We start from the raw sequence: 26752 nt of genomic DNA on the forward strand, positions 1-26752 counted from the left end.
TCGATCACCCACGAACACGTCTATCCAGTTGGTCTGTTGGGAGATTACCCGTGACGTACGACACTCACACGCTGGTTCACCTTTGTACTTTGCACGAGTGGCGCAACGCACGGCAAACCGGTGCGCACCGGCCGCCCTCGTTGGCCGAGGTCGGATTCGTTCACCTGTCCACGCCGCGGCAGGTGCACCTGCCCGCCAACCGCCTGTACGTGGGACGACGTGACCTGGTGCTCTTGCGCATCGACGCGAAACTGCTCGTGGATCCGGTGAAATGGGAGCCGGGCGTGCCGACGGATCCGGCGTCGATGCTCTTCCCGCACCTGTACGGTCCGCTTCCTGTGAGCACCGTCACATCCGTGGGCGAGTATCAGCCCGGCCCGGACGGCACTTTCGCGCCGCTGGCGGAGTGAGCGCCGCCGCTCAGCGCTCGCGCGCCTGCCGCGCCAGGATGGCCGCCTGAACACGGGACCGCACACCGAGTTTCGTGAGCACCCGCGAGACGTGCGTCTTCACCGTGGTCTCCCCGATGAACAGCCGCGCCGCGATCTGCGCGTTGGACAAGCCCTCCCCGAGGCAGTCCAGCACCTCGCGTTCGCGTTCGGTGAGATCGGCGAGTCCGTCCGGTGCGGCGGGTGCGGCGTCGGCGCCGGAGGACGCGAACGCGGCGATCACCGCCCGGGTGACCTCCGGCGCCAGCACGCCGTCGCCCACGGCGACCGCGCGCACCGCGTCGAGGAGTGCTTGTCCCGACGTGGATTTCAGCACGAACCCCGACGCGCCGGCCCGCAAGGCGCGAAAGACGTACTCGTCCAAGTCGAATGTGGTGAGGATGAGCACCCGCGCCAGCGCGTCGGCGGTGATGCGCTCGGTGGCGGTGATGCCGTCCACGCCGGGCATCCGCACGTCCATCAGCACCACGTCGGGACGCAACGCCTTGGCCTGCGCCACCGCGATGTCGCCGTCGGCGGCCTCGCCGATCACCTCGACGCCCTCGGCGCTGTCCAGGATCATCCGCAACCCCGCGCGGATCGCGCCGTGGTCGTCGGCGATCAGCACGCGAATCGTCATGCCACCTCCGCTGTTCGGCTGCCAGACGGTTCGCTCATGCCTCCGCCTCGCCGACGCGCGGCTGCGGCATGCCGAGCGGCAGTCTGGCGCGCACCGACCATCCTCCGGCTTCCGGTCCTGCGGTGAAGCTGCCGCCCAGCGCGGCGGCCCGCTCGCGCATGTTCACCAGGCCGCGGTGCGCCCCTTCGGAATTCGGGGATTCGGCCGAGTTCGCCGGTGCCGGATTGCGCACCGACACGTCGAGTGTCGACGGATCGGCGCGGACAGCGATGTCGACCGGTCGGCCGGGTGCGTGCTTCATCGCGTTCGTCAAGGCCTCCTGGACGATTCGGTAGGCGGCCTGGTCCACCGCGCTGGGCAGCACGGCCCCGTCGAGCGAATCGGCAACGCGCACCGTCGTTCCCGCCGACCGGGCGGCGTCCACCAGGATCGGCAACTGGGCCAGGGTGCGCGGCGCGGCGGGCTCGTCCTCGCTCCCGTCGTCGCGGCGCAGCAGACCGATCATGGTCCGCATCTCCTGGAGCGCGTTGACGCTGTTGGCCCGGATCGAGCCGAGGATCCCGGCCATCGCGGTGTCGGAGTTCTCGCGGGTCAGCACACCGAGCGCCGCCTCGGACTGGAGCGCGATGGCCGAGAGGTGCCCCGCGATGACGTCGTGCAGATCGCGCGCCATCGTCTTGCGCTCGTCGGCGATGGCGGCGCGCCGATCCAGCTCGGCCACCAAGGCCATCGCCTGCCCCCGCGCGCGTTCGGCTTCTGCGATCTCCTTGTGCGTGCGCACCGACAGCGCCCACCAGATCGGCGTGCCGACGAACGCAGCCGCCGCGGCGACCGAGAGCACCAGCGCCCGCCAGTCACCGGTGCCGACGAAGACCCCGATCGTGATCACCGTCGTCAGCCCGGCGCAGCCGATCGTCACCCAGCGCGAGACGGCGCGCGTGCCGTAGAGGACGGCCGCGTAGATCAGATCCGAGTAGACGATCCACACCGGCACCGTCGGGCCCAGCGCCAGATCGATGCCGACCGGCACCGCGCCCGCCGCCAGCGCCACCAGCGGCGCGCGCCGCCGCAGCAGCGTCCCGGCGCACAGCAGCGCGAGCACACCGAACTGGGTGCCCAGGGACGAGGCGAGGCTCGCCTGGGTCGTCGGATACAACCCGGACAGATACAGGAACGCGCCGAAGGTGAACGCGAAGAGCGCGACCAACGCGTCCTGCGCGGTCGCCGACAACGCGCGCCACTGCTTCACCGACCCATCACAGCACACCCGTCGAGGGGTGCGGGTCCGCCGGAGTGATGACGCGCGAACGATCCGACGGCCGACATGGCGCACCCTGGCGGGCACGAGACTCGCCCATAGCGTTGCTCGCCGGTGACGCGCTGATCGAGTTTCCGTGGTCTGCGCCCGAACCTGCGCGGGGCTTCAGGCCGATTTCGTTCGGCTGGGGCTACGCTGAACGAGTGAACGTCGACGTCACCGCACTACCCGGCATCGGGGTACGCAAGGACTTCGAGGCCCGGTCGGGCCGCCGGATCGGCGTGGTCGACCATCGGGACGGAAGCATCGATCTGATCGTCTCCAAGCTCGACGACCCCGACGCCTGCGCCGCGCAGGTGCCGCTGACGAGCGACGAGGCGGCCGTGCTCGCCAATCTGCTCGGCGCACCGCAACTGGTGGCCAAGCTCCGCGAGGACCACCGCGACCTGCCCGGTATCACCACCCGGCAGCTGCCGATCGCCGAGGAATCGCCGTACGAGGGCCGCACGCTCGGCGAGACGGCGATGCGCACCCGCACCAAGGTCTCGATCGTCGCGGTGATGCGGGCGGGTCAGCTGCACCCGTCGCCCGGACCCGATTTCACCTTCGCCGCAGACGATCTGCTCGTGGTCGTCGGTACTCCCGACGGCCTGGACGCCGCCGCGAAGATCCTCTCGCACGGTTGACCCGTGAACACGACCGCGCTCGCCCTGCTCGAGCTCGGAGCGGTGTTTTTCGCTCTCGGCATGCTGGGCCGGGTGGCGGGACGGGTCGGCATGTCGCCGATCCCGCTCTATCTGCTCGGCGGATTGGCGTTCGGGTCGGGCGGGTTCATCGATCTCGCCGAGGCCGACGAGTTCGGTCATGTCGCGGGCGAGATCGGCGTGGTGCTGCTGCTTCTACTGCTCGGACTGGAATACACCGCCGCCGAACTGGTGACCGGTCTGCGACGGTCGTGGCCCGCGGGCGTGGTCGACATCGTTGTCAACTCGATTCCTGGCGTGGTGGTGGCGCTGCTGCTCGGCTGGGGCCTCGTCGGCGCGCTCACCATGGGCGGGATCACCTACATCTCGTCCTCGGGCATCGTCGCCAAGGTGCTCAACGATCTCGGTCGGCTCGGTAATCGGGAAACCCCGGTCGTGCTCTCGATTCTGGTGTTCGAGGACTTGGCCATGGCGGTCTACCTGCCGATCCTCACCACCCTGCTGGCCGGCCTGAGCTTCATCAGCGGACTGCGGGGGCTCGGCATCGCACTCGCGACGATCACCATCGTGCTGGTGGTGGCGCTGCGCTACGGCCGCTACGTCTCGGCCATCGTGGACAGCTCGGACAACGAGGTGTTCCTGCTCAAATTGCTCGGAGCGGCGCTGCTGGTGGCCGGAGCCGCCTCGGCGCTGAACGTCTCGGCGGTGGTCGGGGCGTTCCTGCTCGGCATCGCGATCTCCGGGTCGACCGCGCACCAGGCCGCGAAACTGCTGGAGCCGCTGCGGGATCTGTTCGCGGCCATCTTCTTCGTCGCCTTCGGGCTGAGTACCGACCCGCGCGCGATCCCGCCGGTACTCGGCTGGGCGGTGCTGCTCGCCGTGGTGACCACGGTGACCAAGGTCGCGACCGGCTGGTGGGCCGCCCAGCGGCAGGGCATTCGGCGGATGGGCCGGGCGAGGGCGGGCGCCGCGTTGGTGGCGCACGGCGAGTTCTCGATCGTCATCGCGGGTTTGGCGGTGACCGGCGGCGCGGTCGCCGGCGAACTGGCCGCGCTCGCCTCGGCCTACGTACTGCTGATGGCGGTGTTCGGCCCCATCGCGGCACGAGTGGTGGAGCCACTGGTGGCCTTCGTGAAACCCGAGCCGGGTCCCGCGGTCACCTCCTGAGGGGGACGGAAGTCCAGCGCACGGCCGGAGCGAAGTCAGGGTTCGTGGTCCTGCGTCGCGGCACGTTCCCGTTCGACGCGGGGCGACTCCGTACGGCGATTCGCGCGCTACCTCCGACGCGGAACGTCGTGCGTCGTCGGCCAATACGGTGTCCCCGTGACCGGCGCGGCGGAGATCACGGCCGACTGCGGACCGGGCTCGAGATCGGGCGCGGGGTGCTCGGCGGCATGGTGCACGGGAGCCACGTGCGGTGGGAGCGAGGGCACGAGATCTTCGGCGGTCGGTCGTGCGGTGGACGGGGACAGCGCCGCGAGATGCTCCGGGGTGACGTGCACCGCGGCGGGGCGAGGTGGTGGTGGCGGTGCGAGATCGTCGGCGGCGGAACGCGCGGGGGCCACGCGGGGCTTGGGCAGCGGGGCGAGGTCCTCGGCGGCGGGACGGACGGTGGCCGCGCGCAGCGGCGGCAGCTCGATATCGCGCTCGATCGCGGTGAGGCTGACGGCGATCAGCAGCAGCATGGTCACGATGCTGATGCCGACGATCAGCGGCGCGAGCAACTGCATCGCTCCCGTCCCAGCGACCGGCCCGCCATGGCCCGAGCCGTGCGCGTGCGCGTGCATCGACGCCATGCCCGTGTAGTGCATGCCGCACACGGCAAGGCCCATGATCCCCGCCGCGCCGGTGGTGGCGAGAAAACCGTTGACCCGCAACGTGAACCACAGCGCCACCGTCGCCGCGACCACCGCGATGGCCACCGAGAGCGCCACCATCGGAAGCTTGTAGCCGATGGTCGCGTTGGACTTCATCGCGAACATGCCGATGTAGTGCATGGCCGCCACGCCGAGACCCATGACGGCGCCGCCCGCGAGCAGGGCGACCAGCGTCGGCTGCGGGGTGACCACCACGAACAGCCCGATGCCGACCACCACGATCGCGGTCGCCGCACTGAGCAGGGTGAGCGGGACGTCGTAGCGGATCTCCGCTCCGGCGATCGAAAAGCCGAGCATCGCAATGAAATGCATGACCCAGATGCCGGTTCCGCCGATCGCGAACGCGGCGAGCACCAGCCAACCGGCCCTACCTCGACCAGCCCTGGCCCGCGCGGCGCACTGCAATCCGAGCAGCGATCCGGTGAAGGACATGATGTAGGCCAGCAGCGGTGTCAACGACCCGTACGTGAAGTGGTGAATGTCGAGCACATGAACCCCATGGCCGGGCCGAGACCGCCCGGCGATTGAAAACGTGTGCGTCAGACAGTACGGCAGCGGACCGCGCAAAACCGAGTTCCCCGAAGTGTTTTGAATCACTTTTCAGTTTTGTTCCATCTGGAAAGTGGTATGGGACAGCGCAATACTCCACGGCGAACGACAACGGGCCCGCATCCCCGCCACGCCGCCGAAATGGCAAGTGGCACAAGGAATGCGGGCCCGTATGTCCGTGCGTATCAGTCCAGGTAGTCGCGCAGCACCTGGGAGCGGCTGGGATGGCGCAGCTTGCTCATGGTCTTGGACTCGATCTGGCGGATACGCTCACGCGTGACGCCGTACACCTGGCCGATCTCGTCGAGCGTGCGCGGCTGGCCGTCGGTGAGGCCGAAGCGCAGCCGGACCACGCCCGCCTCGCGCTCGGACAGCGTCTCCAGCACCGACTGCAGCTGGTCCTGCAGCAAGGTGAAGCTCACCGCGTCGACCGCGACCACGGCTTCGGAGTCCTCGATGAAGTCGCCGAGCTGGCTGTCGCCCTCGTCGCCGATGGTCTGGTCCAGCGAGATCGGCTCGCGCGCGTACTGCTGGATCTCGAGGACCTTCTCCGGCGTGATGTCCATTTCCTTGGCCAGCTCCTCCGGGGTGGGCTCGCGGCCCAGGTCCTGGAGCAGCTCGCGCTGGATGCGGCCGAGCTTGTTGATGACCTCCACCATGTGCACCGGGATGCGGATGGTGCGGGCCTGGTCGGCCATGGCGCGGGTGATGGCCTGCCGGATCCACCAGGTGGCGTACGTGGAGAACTTGTAGCCCTTGGTGTAGTCGAACTTCTCCACCGCGCGGATCAGACCGAGGTTGCCCTCCTGGATCAGGTCCAGGAACGCCATGCCGCGGCCGGTGTAGCGCTTGGCCAGCGACACGACGAGTCGCAGGTTGGCCTCGAGCAGATGATTCTTGGCCCGGTTGCCATCGCGCACGATCCAGTTGAAATCGCGGCGCATCGCGACGGGCAGCTTCTCGCCCGCCTCGGCGAACTCGCGCACCTTCTCCGCCGCGTAGAGGCCGGCCTCGATCCGCTTGGCGAGTTCGACCTCCTCCTCGGCGTTGAGCAGCGCGACCTTGCCGATCTGCTTGAGGTAGGCGCGCACCGAGTCGGCGGAGGCGGTGAGTTCGGCGTCCTTGCGGGCCTGCCGCAGCGCCTCGGACTCCTCCTCGTCCCAGACGAAATCGCCGGAGGCCTTGTCCTTCTCCGACGGCTCCTCGGCGCCCTCGGCTTCCTCGTCCTCGGCGACGTCCTCGGCCGTGTCGTCCGCCAAGTCCGCGTCTTCGGCGAGATCGCCTTCGTCGACCTCCAGATCGTCCAGATCCTCGAGATCGAGAGCCTCGTCCTCCAACGCCTCTTCGGCGCCGGGCTCGCCGTCGGGGCCCGCCTTCTTGGTGGCGGCCTTCTTCGCGGGCGCCTTCTTCGCGGCGGCCTTCTTCGCGGGCGCCTTCTTGGCAGCGGCCTTCTTGGCCGGTGCCTTCTTGGCGGCAGCCTTGCGGACCGGCCGTGCTGCGGTTACATCTGTGGAGTCGGCGTCGGCCGATTCGGCGGTCTGACGGGTCGTGGCTACCACGTACGCCCTTTCGTGACGGTCTCGTGCGGCGTCACGCCAGAGTGGTGTTCCGGCGGAGCGGTCTGTCGGGTTTCACCGGCGGAGGGCCGGTCGGGTTTCTCCGGCTCACCGCCGGGCATGTTCCATTGTAACGATCCAACCAGGGTACTCACGGCACGATGCCAGTTGTCGCACGCCCGCCTCGAGCGTGTTCCGCGTCGTCGCCGACCCGTCGCCCGCGCGCCGCCGAGCAGGTCACGGGACTACGCCCGAGGCGATCGCCATGGCGGCGCCGACGATACCCGCGGTGTTGCGCAGCCGGGCGGGAACCACCGGAGTCCGATTGGTCAGCAAAGGAATCCACTGGTCCGAATCGCGGCTGATGCCCCCGCCCGCGACGATCACCTTCGGCCAGAAGAGGTTCTCCAGACCGATCAGTACGGTGCTGACCTCCGCGGCCCACTGCTCGTAGCTGAGACCCTCGCGATCCTTGATCGAGGCCGCGGCGCGGTGCTCGGTCTCCATGCCGCCGACCTCGAGGTGGCCGAGTTCGGTGTTGGGCACCAGCGTGCCGTTGTAGAGCAGCGCCGACCCGATGCCGGTGCCGAAGGTCAGCAGCAGCACCAGCCCGTCGAAATCCCTTGCCGCGCCGTAGCGGTCCTCCGCGAGCCCGGCCGCGTCCGCGTCGTTGAGCACCGTGACCGATCTACCGCCGAGGGCCGCCGAGAACAGGGTGCGCGTGTCGGTGCCGATCCAGGTCTTGTCGATGTTGGCGGCGGTGCGCGCCACGCCTTCCAGGACGACGGAGGGCAGCGTGATGCCCACCGGGCCGGGCCAGTCGGCCTCGGCGACCAGCTTGGCCACCGCGTCGGCGACGGCGTGCGGTGTCGACGGATGCGGGGTCGCGATCTTGATCCGCTCGTGCAACAGCTCGCCGGTGGCCAGATCCACCGCGGCGCCCTTGACGCCGCTGCCGCCGATATCGATACCGAATGCGTGCCCCCGAGCGGACATGGCTAACCCCTCGTTCCCTTAGCTGGCCGGTTGTGATCACAGCGCCCGCCGCACCGGGTCCACGCGGCCGCCTGCGGGCGGGTGCGGTGGGGTGCCCGACGACGGCGCTGTGTCGTGCACGACAAGAGTAATGCGCGATCGAGGCTGCGCACGTGGAAGCATCTGTGATGCGATGGACGGCGTGCCGGAATCCAGTACCCGAGTAGCCGAAGAGTCCGCCGCCGAGACCGGGGGGACCGCGTCCGAACTCCGCCGCGTGGCGGTCGAGCTCGCCGAACGAGCCGCGGCCCATGTCCGCGCCCGCCGCCCCGAGGTGTTCGGCCCGGCCGGAGCCGTGACCGACGGCGCCGTGCGGGCCAAGGGCCACGCGACCGATCCGGTGACCGTGGTGGACACCGAGAGCGAGGAACTGATCCGCGCGCTGCTCGCCGAGCGGCGGCCGGGCGACCCGATCGTGGGCGAGGAAGGCGGCGGCAGCATGACCGTCGACGACGACGCGGTGCACTGGGTCGTCGACCCGATCGACGGGACCGTCAACTTCCTCTACGGCGTCCCCGGCTACGCGGTCTCGGTGGCGGCGATGCGCCACGGAAGGTCCGTCGCGGGCGCGGTGGTGGACGTCGCGCGGGCGGTGACCTACAGCGCCGGGCTCGGCTTGGGCGCCACGGCGACGGCCGCCGACGGCACGGTCGAACAGTTGCGGTGCAACCCGGTCGCGGATCTCTCGATGTCGTTGGTGGCCACCGGGTTCGCCTACGGCGCGCACCGGCGCGCACGGCAGGCCGAAATGGTCGGGCGGGTACTGCCGAGGATCCGCGACATCCGCCGCTTCGGCGCGGCCTCGCTCGACCTGTGCAACGTGGCCGCCGGGCGCGTCGACGCGTACTACGAGCACGGGCTGCACGCCTGGGACTGGGGCGCGGGCGCGCTGATCGCCGCGGAAGCGGGCGCGCGTCTGACGCTTCCGCCCGCGACCGCGTCCGGCGCGGCGGGCGATCTCGTCGTCGCCGCGGCGCCGGGCATCGCACGGGAACTCGGCGAACTGCTCGCCGAAGTGGGCGCGACGGAGCCGATTCCGGATCGGTGATCCGGGATCGCGGCGCCGGGAGTGTCGGCTCGGCGCCGGGTCGGAAATGCGCGGCTAGCGCGGCGTCAGCAGTGCGCGGAGCGTGCGGCGTCGAGCAGTTCGGAGTCGATCGCCGTGCTGGCGCCTGGCGCCGGGTTCTTCAGCGAACGCAGCACCTCCTCGGCGTCGTTGCTCGGCCGCAGATCCCGGAACAGCGAACCGAGCACCAGGTCCACGCTGTCGTCCTCACGCTGATCCTCGATCAGCTCGGCGCACGGCGCGACGAGTTGCACCGACGCCGCGGCGGGCCTGCCGTTCACGCCGAAGCGGATCTGCCCAGTGCATTCCAGGTCGCCGTTGACGTATATCGAATCGTTGCCGTACTGCGTGCCGGGTGCGCTCGCGAAGCCGAGATCACCGAGCTGCGCCGCGACGTGCGCGGCCTGGCCACGCTGGTTGTTCGCGTTCAGCACGCGCACCTTGCTCGCCGCGAGCGGTGCGGGTTCCACGTCCTCCAGCCGCGACGCGCCGACCCGCTGACCCAGCTTGGGCGCCGGGGCCGCGCCCGGATCGCTGGCGGGACTCGGCGAGTTGCAGGCCATCGCGGTGGTGTCGGTGTCCTGCGTCGTCAGCGCCTTGATCCACACGATCGCGCAGATCAGCGCCATGACGCCGAGCATGATGAGCCAGGGTTGGGGGCGGCGCCGAGCGTAGGGTCGTCCCTGCGAATCCGAAGCGCTGCCTTCGGTGATCAGTGAAACCACGAGCCACACTCTACGAAAATGTCGCGAAGCCGGTGCGGAAGGTCTCGGCGAGTTCCAGCGTTGGTGTCGATTCCCCGACAGTTTCGACTCGGCTGTGTTTTGATTGCGACTTTTGTCGCGCGGTCCGCTATTGTCTGGCGGCCCAGATCGAATCACCAGCGGCGAAAACGGTGGGTCGGTCGCGGGAACAAGTAGGGCATGTCCTGCGTTTACCGAGCGCTACCGGGTATGGATCCTAGTGATCCCCCCTGATAGGTGACCGGTGCACGTGTGATGTGCACCACCGGCGGGGCGGTGCGGGCGCTCGATTCCGGCGAGGAATCGGAGTGGCGGCAGCCGGTCCGGGATATACGGAGTAAGGACGAGGGGAAGACGACATGGCAACCGACTATGACGCACCGCGGCGCACCGAATCCGACGATGTGTCGGAAGATTCGCTGGAGGAGCTGAAGGCTCGTCGCAACGAGGCGCAGTCCGCCGTCGTGGATATCGACGAATCCGATACCGCGGAGTCGTTCGAGCTTCCCGGCGCGGATCTGTCCGAGGAAGTGCTCTCGGTTCGGGTGATTCCGAAGCAGGCCGACGAGTTCACCTGTTCCAGCTGCTTCCTTGTTCACCACCGCAGCAGGCTGGCCAGCGAGGCAGGCGGCCAGATGATCTGCATGGATTGCGCCGCCTGATAGTTCGCGGGACGCGGAATCCGGCCGGACCGCGGGTTCGGCCGAAGGTAACTGTCAGCCCGCGCTCGGCAGCCCGAGCGCGGCAAGGACCTTCTCTGGTCGGCGCGTACTGATCAACCAGTACGGCGTCGGATCATCGGGGTCGTCGAGGACCAACAACACCATCGGACCGATCCAGGGACGATGTTGCACATACGCGGCGGGATCGAGCTGGCGGCCGAGGGCCGCGCTCTTCGCGGAGGGGGCGACCACCGCCGCGCGAGACACGAAATTCACCGGTAGGTGCGCGCGGTCGACGCGCAATTCCGGTGTGCCCGAGGCGTCGGCGTTCACCGCCAGCTTGTGGCGACTCAACCACACCAGCACCCAGGCCGCGACCGGGAACAGCAGAACATAGGGCAGCCAGGCCCGGATTCCCGGTGCGCCCATGTGGATTTCGGCGGCGAGCAACCCGGCGATGCCGAACCCGACCGGCCACCACCACAGCGGTACCCAGAGCCGCTCGACGTATGGCCGGCGGGCCTGTTTCTCGTTGTCCGTCACCGAAGGGTTGGGCCTGTCCGACACGACTCAACAGTAGGCCACCGTCCCGCCAGGCGAACGCCGAGGTACGCGTAGGCTCGACCAACGTGAGCGCACTTTCACCGATACCCCTGCTGCGGCTGGATCCGGGCATTCCCGTGCCGACGCGCGCCCATGCGGGCGACGCCGGCGTGGACTTGTGCACCACCGAGGACGTCATCCTGGAGCCGGGGGAGCGGGTGCTCGTCGGCACCGGCGTCGCCGTGGCGCTGCCGGTCGGCACGGTCGGGCTGATCCATCCTCGGTCCGGGCTCGCCGCCAAGACCGGGCTGTCGGTGGTGAACACGCCGGGGACCGTGGACGCGGGCTACCGGGGCGAGATCAAGGTGTGTCTGATCAATCACGATCCGCGCACGCGCATCGAGTTGCGCCGTGGCGACCGGATCGCGCAGCTGCTCGTGCAGCGGGTCGAGCTGGTGGACTTCGTCGAGGTCGATCAGCTCGACGACACGCCGCGGGGTGCGGGCGGCTACGGGTCCAGCGGCGGTCACGCCAGCTTGGGCGCGGAGACCGACGGGGTGAGCCGGGTGACCGGCCGGGAGGCGTGAGGCGACGATGTTCGGAAAGAGAAAGAAACGGTCGGACCGGTTCGAGGACCAGTACGACGACTACGGCGCCGAGTACGACGACGTGGACTACGACGCCGAGTACGACGAGCTGTCCTACGACGAATTCGCCGAGGACACCGCCGGTTTCGCGGAACGCCCGGAGGGCGAGCGGACCGGCCCCTACGACTACGACGAAGTGGCCGAGCTGCTCGAAGGAGTCGTCGATCAGCGCCTCGACCTGGGTTCGGTCATCCTGCCGGTGCCGCCGGGCGGCCAGCTACAGGTCGAGATGACCCCGGACGGCACTCCGCAGGCGGTGCACCTGGCCACCGAGCACGGCCGCATCACCGTCGCCGCCTATGCCGCGCCCAAATCGCCGGGCCAGTGGCGGGCGGTGGCGGCCGACCTCGCCGACTCGCTGCGCAAGGACGGCGCGCGGGTCGCGGTGGAGACCGGTCCGTGGGGCCGGGAAGTCCTGGCCATCACGGAGGGCGCCGACCTGCGCTTCATCGGCGTGGACGGCTACCGCTGGATGGTGCGCCTGGTCGCGGCGGGCCCCTCGGGCGCTGTGAACGACGGCACGCCGCTGGTGTCCGCGGCGCGGGCGATCCTCAGCGAGACGGTCATCCGGCGCGGCACCGATCCGCTGCCGGTGCGCGATCCGCTGCCGGTCGTCCTGCCGCAGCAGCTCGCCGAGCAGCTGGCCGCCGCGCACCACGCGCAGATCGAGGCGCAACAGCAGCAGCTGGCCGCCCAGGCCGCCGCGGCCCAGAACCCGGTGCCCGCCCAGCCGCAGACGCTGCCGCCCCAGCCGCGCCGCGGCGCCGACGGCTCCGCCATGCAGCAGCTCGGCCTGAACTGATCGCTTCGCACCCGCCTCGCGGAGGTTGTCCGCACTGCGAGGCGGGTGGACGGTCTCCTGCCGCAACGGCGTGGCCCGTCCGGTCTCGGCGAGGAGTTCGCCCACGGGCCGCGGTGCGGAAGACCGGCCCGTCAGCGGAAGACCGGCCCGTCAGTCGAATGCCGTGAATCCGAGGCGGCCCAGGATCGCCGGGTCGGCGCCCAATTCGTCCAGCGTGGTGCGGAACAGCCGGGCTCCGGGGATCAGATCGGCCCACTCCTCGGCTACGGCGAGCGGGTGGACCGGGTCGTCGGTCGCGGTGACGACCGCGACCGGCACGTCCAGCGTGGCGAGGCGGTCGGTGCTCGGCCACTTGTAGTCGGCGGCTTCCTCGAGGGCTTGCGGCAAGTGCGGCCACTGGGAGCGCCAGGACTGGGTCAAGGCGTCGGCCAGCCAGCGCGGGCTGCTCGCGCGCATCCGGGCGATGACCGTCTCCAAGCCGTCGGCGCGCAGTTGCTCGGCGGTCACGGCGGCGCTGAGCGCGGCAGGGCAACGGGCGGTGTCCGAGCCCGTCCATGCGGGCAGCGCGGCGACGACGCCCGCGACGGATTCGGGGTGCGCGCCCGCCCATTCCAGCGCGATCGCCGCGCCGAGCGAGATGCCCGCGGCCAGTACCGGGCCCCGCGCGGCGGCGGCGTCCAGCGCGGCGTGGCAGCTGGCCACGACCGCCCGCGGATCCGGCTCCACGGCAATCGATTCGAACCCGCGAGCGACGCTCGCCGGGCCGAAGGCGCGCCGGGCGAAATCGGCGTCGGAGCCGGTGCCCGGCAGCGCGACGACAAGCGGAACCGCAGGTCGTGTGGCCGTCGTGACATGTGTGGAGTCGAACACCGGGTCGAGCGTAGCGGGGGTGACCGTAGGCATCTACAGTGGCGGGTGTACGGCCAACAGCCGGTCGTCACCGAACAACCACGATGGCGTGAGACCCGCGCCATCTGTGCAGCAGGAGAGCGTGTAATGCCATCCGCAGCCTCAGGGTATTTTCGACGTCTGGGCCGCAGGCTTACCGAGGACATCGACAGACTCGATGCCGAGGAGCTGGCCGAGACCGCAGAGGCGTCGGGCGCGTGTCGGGCGTCGGAGTGTCGTCGCGGTGACGAAGCGACGATGCTCGGTCGTCTACGAAGTGTGGAGGCCTGCCCCAAGTCGGTGGGCGCCAGTGTTCAGGCAGAATTCTTCGACGGCACCGACGCCATCACACTCGTGTGGATCGGCCGTCGGCGCATCCCCGGCATCGAACCGGGGCGGCGAATTCTGGTCCGCGGCCGGGTCGGTGACCGCGACGGCCGTAAGGTGATCTTTAACCCCTACTACGAATTGCGCGGGAACAGCTGACACGTATGCCATCGAGCAACGACCACGGCGCCGATCTAGGCACGCCGACCGATATCGAGCGACCGATCGACGCCGCGGCTCGCAGGCGTACGGACGACCGTCCCGCCTCGGCCGAAGAGGCCGTGCGTGAGGAAGCCGCCCAACAGACGCTGCTCGAGCAGTTGGGCGGATTCAGCGGCCTGATCTACTCGACGTTGCCGGTGCTCGTCTTCGTCCCGGTGAACACCCTCGCCGGGCTCACCGCCGCGATCTGGGCGGCGCTGGGCGTCGCGACCGCCGTGCTCGTGTGGCGGCTGGTGCGACGCGATCCGGTGCAACCCGCCATTTCCGGCTTCCTCGGCGTCGGCGTCTGCGCGCTGATCGCCTACCGGGTCGGCGAGGCCAAGGGTTTCTTCCTGTTCGGCATCTACACCAGCCTGATCTACGCGGGCGTGTTCCTCGCCTCGATCCTGGTGCGTCGGCCGCTGGTCGGCGTGATCTGGGGCGTGCTGAACGGCCACGGCTCCGGCTGGCGCGCCGACCGCAGGGCGCTGCGCCTCTACGACCTGGCGACCGCCACCTTCGTCGTGGTCTTCGCCGCCAGGTATCTGGTCCAGTCCGAGCTCTACGACACCGACCGCACCGGTTGGCTCGCCGTCGCCCGCATCGCCATGGGCTGGCCGCTGACCGCCGTCGCCTTCGCGGTCACCATCTGGGCCGTGCGCCGGGCCGGTCATCTGCCGCGCGCCAAGGCCGAAACCGCCTGATACGGAACAGGGGTGGGGTCCGCCCCACCGCCGAGGTGGGGCACTCTCCACCCTGGGGTACCTGGTTGGTGCGCCGAGTTCATCGGACGATCGTTTGCAACACGAGAAACGCAACGATCGGCTAGAAAGGACTCGGACATTGGCTACCGAGCACAAGGTTTCGACCACCAAGACCCACGCCCACCCCAGCCCCGCGCTGTCGGAGAGTCGCCGGGTGGCGGCCGAATTGGACAAGCTGATCGGCCCCGCCGCCGCGGGCGACAAGCACGCGGTGTCGGAGATCGTGCGGGTAGTGCACCCGCTGGTCCGCCGCTATACCGGCGCCCGTCTCGGCAACACCGCCCACCTGCACGTCACCGCCGACGACGTGGTGCAGGAGATCCTGCTGGCCACCGTCAACGCCATCCCGCGCTACCGGGATCAGGGCAAGTCCTTCCTGGCCTTCGTCTACGGCATCGCGGCCAACAAGATCGCCGACGCGTTCCGGCGCTCGCAGATGCACCCGACCTATCCCGTCGCGGACGTCCCCGACTCCCCGTCGGCGGCCGCTGGGCCGGAAGAATGGGCGCTCGCGCTCGAACGCCGCTCGGCCACCAGGGAATTGATGAAGATACTGGCTCCCGCGCACCGCGAGGTGCTGGTGATGCGGATCGTGCTCGGCTGGTCGGCCGCGCAGACCGCGGAGGCCATCGGCACCAGCCCCGGCGTCGTCCGGGTGATGCAGCACCGCGCCCTCAGCAAGCTGCGGGCGCAGCTGCAGCCGGTGGCCTGAGCCCGAACCGCGGCAGCAAACCGTATCGGGGTGTTATGGCTTGATGCCGTGGTCGGCCAGCGCCACCCGCAGATCTTCCTCGGCTTCCACCGAGGTCACGAACAGCAGCTCGTCCTCGCCCTCGAAGGGATCGTCGGCCTGCGGGACGATCACCCGGCCGCCGCGCAGGATCGTCACCAGCGCGGCGTCGCGGGGCAGGGTCAGGGTGCGGACGGGCTTGCCCGCCAGCGCGGTGTCGGCGGGCAGGGTGATCTCCACCAGGTTCGCCTGCCCTTGGCGCAGCGTCATCAGGCGGACCAGGTCGCCCACCGAGACCGCCTCCTCGACCAGCGAGGCGAGCAGGCGCGGCGTGGAGACCGCCACGTCGACGCCCCACGACTCGTCGAAGAGCCATTCGTTGCGCGGGTCGTTGACCCTGGCGACCACGCGGCGCACGCCGAACTCGGTCTTGGCGAGCAGGCTGTGTACCAGGTTCGCCTTGTCGTCGCCGGTGGCCGCGATGACCACCTCGTAGGTCTCCAGCCCGGCTTCCTCCAGCAGCGCGAGTTCGCACGCGTCGGCGTGCACCCAGACGGCGTCCGGAATGGCTTCCGCGTCGATGTGGTCGAGCTGACGCTCGATCAGCATCACCGTGTGTCCGCTGCGTAGCAGTTCGCGGGCAATCGATCGGCCGACGGCGCCTGCCCCGGCGATGGCCACCTTCATGATCAGTCCTCGCTAGCGGGGGGCTTGACGGCCAGCGCGACGACCTCGCCGACACTGCCCGAGTTCGCGGCCACGTAGACGATGTCGTCGGCCTGGACGATGGTCTTGCTGTCGGGCAACAGGCCTTGGCCGAACCGGATGATGAACGCCACCCGGACGGAGATCGCGCGCTCCAGATCGCGCACCGTCCGCCCGTACCAGTCCTCGTGCAGCGTCAGCTGGGTCACCGCGACCGTTCCGGTGGGATCGCGCCAGGTCGTCGTGCTGGAATCGCCGACGAGGGTGCGCAGGAAACGGTCGGTGGTCCACGGCACCGTGGCGATGGTCGGGATGCCGAGCCGCTCGTACACCGCGGCGCGCTTGGCGTCGTAGATCCGGGCGACAACGCGCTCGACGCCGAAGGTCTCGCGGGCCACCCTGGCGGAGATGATGTTGGAGTTGTCGCCGGAGGAGACCGCGGCGAACGCCTCGGCCCGCTCGATTCCGGCGCGGGTCAGCACATCTCGGTCGAAGCCGACGCCGACCAGGCGCTCGCCGGGGAAATCGTCACCCAGCCGCAGGAACGCGCTCGGATCCCGGTCGATCACGGTGACCTCGTGGCCAACCCGGACCAGGGCGCGGGCCAGCGACGAGCCGACGCGACCGCATCCCATGATCACTACGTACACCGTGCAACCTCGCTCCTGGACCTGGCGTTCGGTCTACTCACCTGTCCGCAGAACCGTACCCGCCCTGTGTGTCCATGGCCCACTTTCCCCCTTCGGGGGGCGGGCAAACCTCTTTGTGACCCGCGGGCCTGCGCAGACGCGCATCGATACCCCGCGGGCGATCGAGGGCCGGGGGATCTATGCTCGCTTCAGTGTCCAAGTTGACGACGGCAGCCAAGCGGATGCTGCTGGGCAGGCCCTTTCGTAGCGATTCGCTGGGGCACACACTGCTGCCCAAGCGAATCGCGCTTCCGGTGTTCGCCTCCGACGCCATGTCGTCGGTCGCGTACGCGCCGGAGGAGATCTTTCTCGTGCTGTCGGCGGCCGGTATCTCGGCCTACGTCTACACGCCCTGGGTAGGTCTCGCCGTCGCGTTCGTGATGGCTGTGGTGGTGGCCAGCTACCGCCAGAACGTGCACGCCTACCCGTCCGGCGGCGGCGACTACGAGGTCGCGACCACCAACCTCGGCCCCACTGCGGGACTCACGGTCGGCAGCGCCCTGCTGGTGGACTACGTGCTCACCGTCGCGGTGTCGATCTCCTCGGCCGCCTCCAACATCGGCTCGGCCATTCCCTTCGTGGCCACCCACAAGGTGCTGTTCGCGGTGGTGGCCATCGCGCTGCTGACCGCGATGAACCTGCGCGGCGTCCGGGAATCGGGCACCGCGTTCGCGATCCCGACCTACGCGTTCATCTTCGGCATGTTCGTCATGCTCGGCTGGGGCCTGTTCCGCACCGTGGTGCTCGGGGAGGAACTGCGGGCCGAGTCGTCCGGATTCGGCCTCGCCGCCGAGGACGAGCACCTCTACGGCGTGGCCTTCGCCTTCCTGCTCGCGCGCGCCTTCTCCTCTGGCTGTGCCGCGCTGACCGGTGTCGAGGCGATCAGCAACGGCGTGCCCGCCTTCCGCAAGCCCAAGTCGCGCAATGCCGCGACCACGCTGCTGCTGCTGGGCAGCATCGCGATCACGCTGCTGATGGGCATCATCATCCTGGCGCAGAAGATCGGCATCGTGTACGCCCACGACACCCACAACCTGATCGGCGCGCCCGACGACTACCACCAGAAGACGCTGATCGCCCAGATCGCCGACACGGTGTTCCAAGGCTTCCCGATCGGGTTCTTCTTCATCACCATCGTCACCGCGCTGATCCTGGTGCTGGCCGCCAACACGGCCTTCAACGGCTTCCCGGTACTCGGTTCGATTCTGGCGCAGGACCGCTACCTGCCGCGCCAGCTGCACACCCGCGGTGACCGGCTGGCCTTCAGCAACGGCATCCTGTTCCTGTCCGGCGCGGCGATCGCGTTCGTCGTCGTCTTCGGGGCCGAGGTCACCAAGCTCATCCAGCTCTACATCGTCGGCGTGTTCGTCTCGTTCGTGCTCAGCCAGACCGGCATGCTGCGGCACTGGACGAGGCTGCTGCGCACCGAGACCGATCCGGCGCAGCGGGCCAGGATGCAGCGTTCCCGGGTGATCAACGCGGTCGGCCTCAGCGCCACCGGCGCGGTGCTGATCATCGTGCTCATCACCAAGTTCTTCGCGGGCGCCTGGATCGCGATCCTGACCATGGTCTCCATCTTCGTGGTGATGAAGAGCATCCGCCGCCACTACGACTCGGTCGCCAGGGAACTCGACGAGCACGAGTGGGACGGCGTGCTGCCGAGCCGTTCGCATTCGATCGTGCTGGTCTCCAGGCTGCACCTGCCGACACGGCGCGCGCTGGCCTACGCGCGCGCCACCCGCCCCGACACGCTCGAGGCGATCACGGTGAACGTCGACGAGGCCGACACCAGGGCGCTGGTGCGGGAATGGGAGAAGAGCGATATCACCGTGCCGCTCAAGGTGATCGAATCGCCCTACCGCGAGATCACCAAGCCGGTGCTGGACTACGTCAAGCGGGTGCGCCGCGACGCTCCGCGCGACGTGGTGACGGTGTTCATTCCCGAGTACGTCGTCGGCCACTGGTGGGAGCAGGTGCTGCACAACCAGAGCGCGCTGCGGCTCAAGGGCAGGCTGCTCTTCGAGCCCGGTGTCATGGTGACCTCGGTGCCGTGGCAGCTGAGCTCGTCGACGACGCGGGCCGGACAGGCGGGCGAGATCAACGCGCCCGGCGCGGTACGGCGCGGCTACGAGGATCGGGTATGAACGCGCCGCAGCCCTGCGCGAGCGGGTCCGCGCGATGACCGACTGGTTCGGCAGGACCTTCGACCTGCGGCTGGGCCCGCCCGGACACGGCGGGTTCTGTGTCGGCAGGCACGAGGGCCGGGTCGTGTTCGTGCGGCACGGGCTGCCCGGTGAGCTGGTGCGCGCCACGGTCACCGAGGACCGCGGCGGTTCGTTCTGCCGTGCCGACGCCGTGCAGGTTCTGGAGCCTTCGCCGGACCGAGTGCCGCCGACCTGCCCGGTGTCGGGGCCGGGCGGCGCGGGCTGCTGCGATTTCTCACACGCGACGCCCGCCGCGCAGCGGGAGCTGAAGGCGATGGTGGTCGCCGAACAGTTGCGCAGGCTCGCGGGGATCGAGCGCGAGATCGTCGTCGAACCGATCGCCGGTTATCCGGACGACGCGAGCGGCGGCTGGCGTACCAGGATCCGGCTGCCGGTCGACGCCGAGGGGCGGGCCGGTGTGCACCGCTATCGCAGCACCGAGGTGATCGCGGATCTGCGCTGCCCGCAACCGGTTTCGGGTGCGATGAACGGCATCGCCGACCGGATCTGGACGCCGGGCGCGGATCTGGTCGTCGCGGTGGACGGGGACGGTGTGCGGCACCTGGTGGAACTGCCGCCCGCCGAGCAAGTGACCGCCCGGCGGGGGCGGCGGCACGGTGGCGGACCGCGAGGGAGGCGCGGCGGGAACCAGGGCTCGGAGCGGCCGCGCGGTGCCGCGGGACCCTCGGGCCGAGGGGAGGAGCGGGTCGAGGATCCGGAGGAGGCGCGCCGCGAGGCGGTGGCGCGCCGCGCCGCGACACACGCCGCCCGCGACGAATGGGTGGTCGACGGCACCGGGCGGGCCGTGGAGTACGTCGCCGGACGGCGCTGGGAGATCGCGGCGACCGGGTTCTGGCAGGCGCATCGCCTTGCGGCGCAATGTTATTCGGACGTGGTAGCGGACTGGTCGGGTCTCGACCACGGTGACCTGGCCTGGGATTTGTACAGCGGTGCAGGGGTTTTCGCGGCGCGCCTGGGGGATCGAGTAGGCGCGCGGGGCTCGGTGCTCGCGGTGGAGTCGGCGCGTTCCGCCGTGGCCGACGGACAGGCCGCATTGCACGACCTGCCCTGGGTGGATCTGCGCGCGGAACGTGTCGAACGCTGGCTGACCGAGCATGTGGGCGGCGCCGCGCCACGGGCCGTGGTACTGGATCCGCCGCGCGCGGGTGCGGGCAAGGAGGTGGTCGCGGCGGTGGCCACGGCCGCTCCCGCCCGCATCGTCCACGTCGGTTGCGACCCGGCCGCGTTCGCCCGCGACCTGGGCCTCTATCGATCGCACGGCTACCGCCTCGTCGACCTGCGCGCCTTCGACGCCTTCCCCGCGACCCACCACGTGGAATGCCTTGCGCTGCTGGAGCGCTGACCGGCCGGGGTGCAGTAGCGGCGCGATCCGGACGACCGCGGGTCGCGTAGAGTCGGCACCGGGAGTCCCTGTGCCAGTGGGGGACTGATCGACTCGGCGGGAGGGATGTGGTGATCCATCACGTGCAGGTGAGCTGTCCGCCGGGATCCGAGGACGCGCAGCGCGCGTTCTACACCGATGTGCTCGGCTGGCCAGAGCTGCCGAAACCGCCGCTGCTGGCGGCGCGCGGCGGCTGCTGGTTCCGGGTGCCCGGCTACGGTGGACCAGACGGCGAGCTGCACGTGGGCGTAGAGGCCGACTTCCGCCCGGCCGCCAAGGCACATCCCGCATTCGTCGTCGACATCGACGCGACGGCCGAGGCGGTCGCGGGCGCGGGTCATCCGGTGCGCTGGGCCGATCCCGCCGAAATCCCGGGGCGCCGCCGCTTCTTCACCGAGGACGGCGTCGGCAATCGGCTCGAGTTCCTGGCGGACTGAATTCCGAATTCGTTCCCTCGGGCAGCGGCGGACATGGCCGACCCAAGGCTCCGTCCGGTCAGTGTTCGTAATGGGGTGGACGGCGGTCGCGGCGGGCGCGGATGGCCTCGTCGAAGTTGTCGGTGGTGAGGCGGACGTAGAGCTGGGCGAGGCCCTCCTGCTGCATATGTGACTCGAAGCTGCTCGCCTCCAGTCCGCTCCACAGCATCCGCTTGGTGAGTTCGGTGCCGACCCGGCTGAAGCCGATGATGCGTTCGGCGAGGTCGTAGCAGGTGTCGAGGAGTTTCGCGGTGGGCACGGTCCGCGAGACCAGACCGATCCGCTCGGCCTCGACGGCGTCGACGTCGCGTCCGGAGAGCATGATCTCGAAGGCGCGCGCGGAGCCGATGGCGCGCGGCAGCAGGAAGCTCATGCCGAGCTCGGTCGAGGTGAGGCCGTTGTTGATGCCCGCGGCGCGGAAATACGCGTCCTCGCCGGCGACGCGGATGTCGGCGCCGACCGCGAGGCAGAACCCGCCGCCGATGGCCGCGCCGTTGACCGCGGCGATCACCGGCTGGTGCATCCGGCGCAGCGTGATCATCACGTCGTTGAGCAGGTCCATCGAGCGACGCGCGACCGTAGTGGGAGTGAGCCCCGCCGTGTTCGGCACCCGCCCGGCGCCTTGGAGGTCGGCGCCCGAACAGAAGCCTTGTCCTGCACCGGTCAGCACCACCACGCGGACGTCGTTGTCGGCGCTCACCTGCTCGAGCGCCTCGCGCAGCGGGATCATCACATCGAAGGCCATGGCGTTCATCCGGTCCGGCCGGTTCAGCGTCACCAGCGCGATATGCGGCCGCGGCCGGTCGACGAGCACGAAGGACATGGCGGCTCCTGACCCGCGGCGCCCGGTCCGCCGCGCGCCTTCACTATAGGGTCGCCCGCGCGCCGATCGCGGCGAATCCGCGGCTCCCTCAGTCCAATTCCCAGGTGGCGCGCACGCTCGCCGACACCTCCGATTCGCCGAGCTCGACCGGCACCGCCGCGGCGAACGCGACCTCACCCACCGGCGCCGACATGGCGCGCATCCGCGGCGCGAAAGGCGGTGCGGACGCGGCGTTCTCGGTGATCTCCAGCACCGAGCCCAGCGCCCGGCCCGCCCGCGCGGCGTACTGCTCGGCCTTGGCCAGCGCGTTGTCCCACGCCGCGTCGCGGGCCCGCGCGAGCAAACCCGCCTGATCGGCGAAGGTGAGGGTGAGCCCGCCGAGCCGGACGTCGTCGCCGCCCGCCTCCACCGCGTCGGCGATGATCGTCGCGGGCCCGGTCTCGGCCCCCGCTTCGGCGTCGATGTCGCGCAGCGCCACCGTCAGGTCGGCGGTCGCGAGATAACCCGTGATGCGGTTGCCCTGCCCCTCGGTCCACACCGTCTCGGTGCGCACCGACAGCCCACTCGTGGCGATGTCGGAGTCGGCGACGCCGTTTGCGCGCAGCGCCGCGCTGACCGCCGCGACCCGCTCGCCCGCCTGCCCGTAGGCCAGCGCGACCTTGCTCGCCCTCGTCTCGAGGGAAATGGTGACGCGCATCAGATCCGGGGTCGCGCGCACGCTGCCCTGCCCGAAGGTGGTGACCGTGCCGGTGTCGGACTTCTTCTTGCTCACGTCGCTGCGCTCCTCGCTCGGCGGTGTCGGTCCTCGTCGCTGGCTCAACGGATGAATCGGCTCAATAGTCCCCGCCGCGTACCGCGATCGCCCGCACGGCGGCGTCCATCTGGGCGTACGCGCCCGCCGCCAGCCGTTCCAGCAGCGCCAGCTTCAGCTCCGGCGCGCGTTCGGCGAGCATGTCGAAGCGGGCGGGACTCAGCACCGCGACTCGGACGGCTGTCTCGGCCCGCGCCTCGTTCACGAACGGCGTGCCGACCAGCATCGGGATCTCCCCGAACGACATCCCCGCCGAGAGGGTGACCAGCCGGTGGGCGCGTCCGTCTGCGCCTTCGAAGCTGAGCCGGACCCGGCCCTCCAAGATCAGATACAGCCCGGAACGGCTGCTGCCGCGGTGGGCGATCACCTCGCCACGCGCGACGGTGCGCATCTCGAAATCCTCCGCCAGCCGCGCCCGCGCCTCGCGGTCGAGCGCCGCGAGCGCGGGATGCTCCTCGACCGTGATCGACGTGCACGCCGGTTCGTCGGCGGGACGGTGGCGGGCGAGCACGATGTCCTCGCACCACTCCGTGGCGGTGTCGCGGTCGATGAAGACCCGGCCGCGCGGGTCGGCGGGGTCCAGGCTCGACACCAGACGCCCCAGCTTGGCGTCCGGGTCCACCAGCGCGACCAGGCACCCGGTCGCGGCGAGTTCGCGTCGCAGCTCGTCGAGCATGGTCACCGCGATCACGCTGACCTCACCCACCCGGCGCAGGTCGATCACCAGCGCGTCCAGATCTCCGGCCCGCTTCTCGATCGCGCGCACCGCGCCCTCGGCCCCCGCGAACAGCAGATCGCCGTGCAGTTCGTAGACCCTGGCTCGGTGTCCGTGCTCGTCGAGCACCGCGATCTCCTCGGTGCTGCGCCGCATCCGGGAGGGCACCTCCACCACCGTGTAGTCGGCGCGGATCGTCGTGCGCGCCGACCGGGTGACGTGCAGGAAGTGCAGTTCCAGCCGCCGCGACAGATCCCGGCAGGCCGCGACACCGCGCACGCTGTTGCCGTGCCGGTCCAGGCGCGGGGAGTAGACGGCGATCCCGATCTGCCCGGGCAGCACCGCCAGGATGCCACCGCCGACCCCGCTCTTGGCGGGCATGCCGACGGTGCTCACCCACTCGCCCGCCGCGTCGTACATGCCGCAGGTCGTCATCACGCTCAGCACCTGTTCGGTCAGCGTGCTCGACAGGGCCCGCTGCCTGGTGAGCGGATTGACGCCGTTGTTGGCCAGTGTCGCGGCCATCACGGCGAGATCGTGGCAGGTGACGTCGATCGAGCACTGCCGAAAGTAGCGGTCCACCGCCTCGTCCGGATCGGAGTCGATGACGCCGAAGGAGCGCAGCAGGTAGCCGATGGCGCGGTTGCGGTAACCGGTGCGTGCCTCGGAGGCGTAGACGGCCTCGTTCACGTGCAGCTCGCGCCCGGCGAAACGGGAGTAGCAGCGGCGCACCCGCTCGAACCTCTCGGCGGCGTCGCGACCGTCGATCAGTGCGGAAGCGGTGATGGCGCCCGCGTTGATCATCGGATTGCGCGGACGCGCGGTCACCGGGTCCAGGCTGATCTCGTTGAACGCTTCGCCGGAGGGCTCCACGTCGATTCGCTCGGCCACCGCGGCGGGCCCGCGATCGGCGAGCGCCAGCGCGTAGCTGAACGGCTTGGAGATCGACTGGATCGTGAAGGGTACGTGCACGTCACCGGCGCCGTACACCCGTCCGTCGGCGGTGGCCACGCACAGGCCGAACGAATCCGCTTGCACCGCCGCGAGTTCGGGAATGTAGTCGGCCGGCTCGCCGGACCGGTCGGCTAGGCACTCGGCGTACACGTCGGCGACGATGCGTGCCACCACACCGGAATCGGTCGTTCGCGGAACCACTCGCTCGGGCTCGGCCACCCGACCACTGTATGGCCGTTCGCCGCGGGCTTGCGCGAACTTTGGGGCTACTCCGTCCAGCCCCGCGCGGCCGACAGGTACCGTAGAGCGCACGGCCGGACGTTTTCGTCCGGCTCGCGCGTGTCCAGTCTCACATGTCGCGACGAAGTCGGCTGGTGACAGGCAGTTGTCGGAAAGTGGCACTGTCACCGCTCCGTAGACTGATCGGATCAGAAGCGCTATCCGGAGGGAGCGAGTTCAGGTGGGAGTGCTTTCCCGGGTCGACACGCCCGAAGACTTGCGCCGGCTGAACGTGGCCGAGCTGAAGGAGCTGGCGGAGGAGATCCGCGAGTTCCTGGTGCAGAAGGTCGCCGCCACCGGCGGTCACCTGGGACCGAACCTCGGCGTGGTGGAACTGACCATCGCGCTGCATCGAGTCTTCGATTCGCCCGCCGACCCGTTGATCTTCGACACCGGCCACCAGGCCTACGTGCACAAGATCCTCACCGGCCGCAAGGACCAGTTCGACGGTCTGCGCAAGCAGGGCGGGCTGTCGGGCTACCCGAGCCGCGCGGAGAGCGCGCACGACTGGGTGGAGTCCTCGCACGCCTCCGCGGCGCTGTCCTACGCCGACGGTCTGGCCAAGGCGTTCCAGCTCACCGGACAGGGCAGGCACGTCGTCGCGATCGTCGGCGACGGCGCGCTCACCGGCGGTATGTGCTGGGAGGCGCTGAACAACATCGCCGCCGCACCGGACCGCTCGGTGGTGATCGTCGTCAACGACAACGGCCGCTCGTACGCCCCGACCATCGGCGGCCTCGCCGAGCGGCTCACCGCGCTGCGCACCCAGCCCGCCTACGAGGTGGCCCTGGACGCGGGCAAGCGGATTCTCAAGAGCATTCCGCGGGTGGGCGAATCGGCCTATTCGATGGTGCACGCGGTGAAGGCGGGCATCAAGGACGCGGTGAGCCCGCAGGAGCTGTTCAGCGATCTCGGGCTCAAGTACGTCGGCCCGGTGGACGGCCACGACGTCGCCGCCATGGAGGCGGCGCTGCGCCGCGCCAAGGACTTCGGCGGTCCGGTGGTGGTGCACGCGGTCACCCAGAAGGGGCGCGGCTACGCGCCCGCCGAGAATCACGTCGCCGACCAGATGCACGCCTGCGACCCCATCGACCCGCTGACCGGTCGTCCGGTCGGCGGTCCGAAGGCGGTCGGCTGGACCTCGGTCTTCTCCGAGGAACTGATCGCGCACGCCGAACAGCGCGACGACATCGTCGCCATCACCGCCGCGATGCCCGGCCCGACCGGTCTGGCCGCGTTCGGCGAGCGGTTCCCGGACCGCATGTTCGACGTCGGCATCGCCGAACAGCACGCCATGGCGTCGGCGGCCGGTCTCGCGCTCGGCGGTCTGCACCCCGTGGTCGCGATCTACTCGACCTTCCTCAACCGCGCCTTCGATCAGCTGCTGATGGATGTGGCGCTGCTGAAGCAGCCCGTCACCGTGGTGCTGGACCGCGCGGGCATCACCGGTTCCGACGGCGCCAGCCACAACGGCATGTGGGACCTGTCGGTGCTCGGCATCATCCCCGGCATCCGCGTCGCCGCCCCGCGCGACGCCGCCACCCTCCGCGAAGAACTGGGCGAGGCGCTGGCCGTCGACGACGGGCCCACCGCGCTGCGCTTCCCGAAGGGCAGTGTGACCGAGGACATCCCGGCGGTCGAACGTCTCGACGGCGTGGACGTGCTGCGGCTGCCGGACGCCGAGGGCGGCTCGGCGCAGGCGCAGCGCGGCGACGTGCTGGTCGTCGCGGTCGGCTCGTTCGCCGAGACGGCGCTGCGGGTCGCGGATCTGCTTGCACCGGAGGGTGTCTCGGTCACCGTGATCGATCCGCGCTGGGTGCTGCCGGTCTCCGACACCGTGGTGAAGCTCGCGGAGAACTACCGCCTGGTGGTCACCCTCGAGGACGGCGGCCTGCACGGCGGCATCGGCTCCACCGTCTCGGCCCGCCTGCGCTCCTCCGGTCTGGACGTCCCCACTCGCGACCTCGGCGTCCCGCAGCAGTTCCTGGACCACGCCTCGCGCAACCAGGTCCACGAGGAACTCGGCCTGACCCCGATCGACATCGCCCGGCGCATCACCGGCTGGCTCGACGCCAGCTGATCCCGCGATCTCGCGCGCCCCGCCTCGGATCCCGAGCGCGGGGCGCGCTGGGTTGTCGGCCCGAAATCCTCGCTCGGCCGCCCTCGCCGCCCGAGAGGGCGTCGCTTTCGGATCCTGATCATCGAGGGATCGTGGGACAGCCCGCGGCCCGTCGGCCGCGACGTCATTGCGGCAGGCGTGAGCAAGACGGTGAG

Annotated in this window: 27 protein-coding genes; 14 read left to right on the forward strand and 13 right to left on the reverse strand. The window is 70.1% G+C overall.

Features of this window, described 5'->3' with window-relative positions:
• The first annotated feature begins 50 nt into the window (after positions 1-50).
• Positions 51-410 (forward strand): DUF952 domain-containing protein, encoded by a 360-nt coding sequence (locus tag AB0H49_RS31615; protein ID WP_357256416.1) that lies wholly within the window; start codon positions 51-53, stop codon positions 408-410.
• A 10-nt stretch (positions 411-420) separates the two neighbouring features.
• Here the strand turns inward: AB0H49_RS31615 and AB0H49_RS31620 are convergent, their stop codons facing one another.
• Together AB0H49_RS31620 and AB0H49_RS31625 are read right to left on the reverse strand one after the other, a co-directional pair.
• Positions 421-1068, reverse strand: coding sequence for a response regulator transcription factor (locus AB0H49_RS31620; protein ID WP_357256417.1), 648 nt, complete (start codon positions 1066-1068; stop codon positions 421-423).
• Between the two features lie 34 nt (positions 1069-1102).
• Entirely contained in the window at positions 1103-2317 is a 1215-nt protein-coding gene (locus AB0H49_RS31625; protein ID WP_357256418.1) for a histidine kinase, read from the reverse strand.
• Between the two features lie 212 nt (positions 2318-2529).
• Between AB0H49_RS31625 and AB0H49_RS31630 the strand changes: the two genes are divergently transcribed.
• Together AB0H49_RS31630 and AB0H49_RS31635 are read left to right on the forward strand one after the other, a co-directional pair.
• On the forward strand, positions 2530-3012 hold the full coding sequence (locus AB0H49_RS31630) for a cation:proton antiporter regulatory subunit (protein WP_354999589.1): 483 nt from the start codon (positions 2530-2532) through the stop codon (positions 3010-3012).
• A 3-nt stretch (positions 3013-3015) separates the two neighbouring features.
• A complete protein-coding gene (locus tag AB0H49_RS31635) occupies positions 3016-4197 on the forward strand; it encodes a cation:proton antiporter (RefSeq protein WP_354999590.1) in 1182 nt (393 codons plus the stop codon).
• Positions 4198-4304: 107 nt separating this feature from the next.
• On the opposite strand, the gene AB0H49_RS31640 is transcribed toward AB0H49_RS31635, so the two are convergent.
• The 3 genes from AB0H49_RS31640 to ppgK all read right to left on the reverse strand — a co-directional run bounded on the left by AB0H49_RS31640 (position 4305) and on the right by ppgK (position 8008).
• Positions 4305-5396, reverse strand: coding sequence for an MHYT domain-containing protein (locus AB0H49_RS31640; RefSeq protein ID WP_357256419.1), 1092 nt, complete (start codon positions 5394-5396; stop codon positions 4305-4307).
• Between the two features lie 245 nt (positions 5397-5641).
• Entirely contained in the window at positions 5642-7015 is a 1374-nt protein-coding gene (locus AB0H49_RS31645; RefSeq protein WP_354999592.1) for an RNA polymerase sigma factor, read from the reverse strand.
• 234 nt (positions 7016-7249) lie between these two features.
• Positions 7250-8008, reverse strand: coding sequence for a polyphosphate--glucose phosphotransferase (gene ppgK / locus AB0H49_RS31650; RefSeq protein WP_354999593.1), 759 nt, complete (start codon positions 8006-8008; stop codon positions 7250-7252).
• A 172-nt stretch (positions 8009-8180) separates the two neighbouring features.
• Here ppgK and AB0H49_RS31655 point away from each other — a divergent pair, with 172 nt between their 5' ends.
• Positions 8181-9095: an inositol monophosphatase family protein gene (locus AB0H49_RS31655; RefSeq protein WP_357256420.1), complete on the forward strand. Its 915-nt coding sequence runs from the start codon at positions 8181-8183 to the stop codon at positions 9093-9095.
• Positions 9096-9160: 65 nt separating this feature from the next.
• Here the strand turns inward: AB0H49_RS31655 and cei are convergent, their stop codons facing one another.
• Positions 9161-9838 carry an envelope integrity protein Cei gene (cei, locus tag AB0H49_RS31660; protein ID WP_354999595.1) on the reverse strand — a complete coding sequence of 226 codons (678 nt, stop codon included), beginning with the start codon at positions 9836-9838 and terminating at the stop codon, positions 9161-9163.
• Between the two features lie 377 nt (positions 9839-10215).
• On the opposite strand from cei, the gene AB0H49_RS31665 reads away from it, so the two are divergent.
• Entirely contained in the window at positions 10216-10518 is a 303-nt protein-coding gene (locus AB0H49_RS31665; RefSeq protein ID WP_067779587.1) for a DUF4193 domain-containing protein, read from the forward strand.
• Positions 10519-10572: 54 nt separating this feature from the next.
• On the opposite strand, the gene AB0H49_RS31670 is transcribed toward AB0H49_RS31665, so the two are convergent.
• Complete coding sequence (locus tag AB0H49_RS31670; RefSeq protein ID WP_354999596.1) at positions 10573-11085, reverse strand: DUF3093 domain-containing protein; 513 nt, start codon at positions 11083-11085, stop codon at positions 10573-10575.
• Positions 11086-11147: 62 nt separating this feature from the next.
• Here AB0H49_RS31670 and dut point away from each other — a divergent pair, with 62 nt between their 5' ends.
• Together dut and AB0H49_RS31680 are read left to right on the forward strand one after the other, a co-directional pair.
• Positions 11148-11648 (forward strand): dUTP diphosphatase, encoded by a 501-nt coding sequence (dut, locus tag AB0H49_RS31675; RefSeq protein WP_357256421.1) that lies wholly within the window; start codon positions 11148-11150, stop codon positions 11646-11648.
• Between the two features lie 7 nt (positions 11649-11655).
• Complete coding sequence (locus tag AB0H49_RS31680) at positions 11656-12510, forward strand: DUF3710 domain-containing protein (RefSeq protein ID WP_357256422.1); 855 nt, start codon at positions 11656-11658, stop codon at positions 12508-12510.
• A gap of 150 nt (positions 12511-12660) precedes the next feature.
• Here the strand turns inward: AB0H49_RS31680 and AB0H49_RS31685 are convergent, their stop codons facing one another.
• A complete protein-coding gene (locus tag AB0H49_RS31685) occupies positions 12661-13380 on the reverse strand; it encodes an alpha/beta fold hydrolase (RefSeq protein WP_357256423.1) in 720 nt (239 codons plus the stop codon).
• Between the two features lie 126 nt (positions 13381-13506).
• On the opposite strand from AB0H49_RS31685, the gene AB0H49_RS31690 reads away from it, so the two are divergent.
• From AB0H49_RS31690 to AB0H49_RS31700, 3 genes are all read left to right on the forward strand, one after another.
• Positions 13507-13884: an OB-fold nucleic acid binding domain-containing protein gene (locus tag AB0H49_RS31690; protein WP_354999863.1), complete on the forward strand. Its 378-nt coding sequence runs from the start codon at positions 13507-13509 to the stop codon at positions 13882-13884.
• A gap of 5 nt (positions 13885-13889) precedes the next feature.
• Positions 13890-14630, forward strand: a complete 741-nt coding sequence (locus tag AB0H49_RS31695; protein ID WP_354999600.1) for a DUF3159 domain-containing protein — start codon at positions 13890-13892, stop codon at positions 14628-14630.
• Between the two features lie 139 nt (positions 14631-14769).
• Entirely contained in the window at positions 14770-15402 is a 633-nt protein-coding gene (locus tag AB0H49_RS31700) for a sigma-70 family RNA polymerase sigma factor (RefSeq protein ID WP_357256424.1), read from the forward strand.
• 33 nt (positions 15403-15435) lie between these two features.
• On the opposite strand, the gene AB0H49_RS31705 is transcribed toward AB0H49_RS31700, so the two are convergent.
• Positions 15436-16107 (reverse strand): TrkA family potassium uptake protein, encoded by a 672-nt coding sequence (locus tag AB0H49_RS31705; RefSeq protein ID WP_354999602.1) that lies wholly within the window; start codon positions 16105-16107, stop codon positions 15436-15438.
• Positions 16108-16109: 2 nt separating this feature from the next.
• Entirely contained in the window at positions 16110-16775 is a 666-nt protein-coding gene (locus AB0H49_RS31710) for a TrkA family potassium uptake protein (RefSeq protein ID WP_354999603.1), read from the reverse strand.
• A gap of 191 nt (positions 16776-16966) precedes the next feature.
• Between AB0H49_RS31710 and AB0H49_RS31715 the strand changes: the two genes are divergently transcribed.
• The 3 genes from AB0H49_RS31715 (at position 16967) to AB0H49_RS31725 (ending at position 20857) form a co-directional block, all read left to right on the forward strand.
• Complete coding sequence (locus AB0H49_RS31715) at positions 16967-18958, forward strand: APC family permease (protein ID WP_354999604.1); 1992 nt, start codon at positions 16967-16969, stop codon at positions 18956-18958.
• A gap of 34 nt (positions 18959-18992) precedes the next feature.
• Positions 18993-20381, forward strand: a complete 1389-nt coding sequence (locus AB0H49_RS31720) for a TRAM domain-containing protein (protein WP_357256425.1) — start codon at positions 18993-18995, stop codon at positions 20379-20381.
• Between the two features lie 107 nt (positions 20382-20488).
• Positions 20489-20857 (forward strand): glyoxalase, encoded by a 369-nt coding sequence (locus tag AB0H49_RS31725; protein ID WP_357256426.1) that lies wholly within the window; start codon positions 20489-20491, stop codon positions 20855-20857.
• Between the two features lie 58 nt (positions 20858-20915).
• On the opposite strand, the gene AB0H49_RS31730 is transcribed toward AB0H49_RS31725, so the two are convergent.
• From AB0H49_RS31730 to glsA, 3 genes are all read right to left on the reverse strand, one after another.
• Positions 20916-21719 carry an enoyl-CoA hydratase gene (locus AB0H49_RS31730; RefSeq protein ID WP_357256427.1) on the reverse strand — a complete coding sequence of 268 codons (804 nt, stop codon included), beginning with the start codon at positions 21717-21719 and terminating at the stop codon, positions 20916-20918.
• 88 nt (positions 21720-21807) lie between these two features.
• Positions 21808-22491, reverse strand: a complete 684-nt coding sequence (locus AB0H49_RS31735; RefSeq protein ID WP_357256428.1) for an SIMPL domain-containing protein — start codon at positions 22489-22491, stop codon at positions 21808-21810.
• A 61-nt stretch (positions 22492-22552) separates the two neighbouring features.
• Positions 22553-24373, reverse strand: a complete 1821-nt coding sequence (gene glsA / locus AB0H49_RS31740; protein WP_357256468.1) for a glutaminase A — start codon at positions 24371-24373, stop codon at positions 22553-22555.
• A 286-nt stretch (positions 24374-24659) separates the two neighbouring features.
• On the opposite strand from glsA, the gene dxs reads away from it, so the two are divergent.
• Positions 24660-26558, forward strand: coding sequence for a 1-deoxy-D-xylulose-5-phosphate synthase (dxs, locus tag AB0H49_RS31745; protein ID WP_354999609.1), 1899 nt, complete (start codon positions 24660-24662; stop codon positions 26556-26558).
• Positions 26559-26752 lie beyond the last annotated feature (194 nt).

It is taken from the genome of Nocardia sp. NPDC050713 (assembly GCF_040654315.1).
Lineage (GTDB): Bacteria > Actinomycetota > Actinomycetes > Mycobacteriales > Mycobacteriaceae > Nocardia.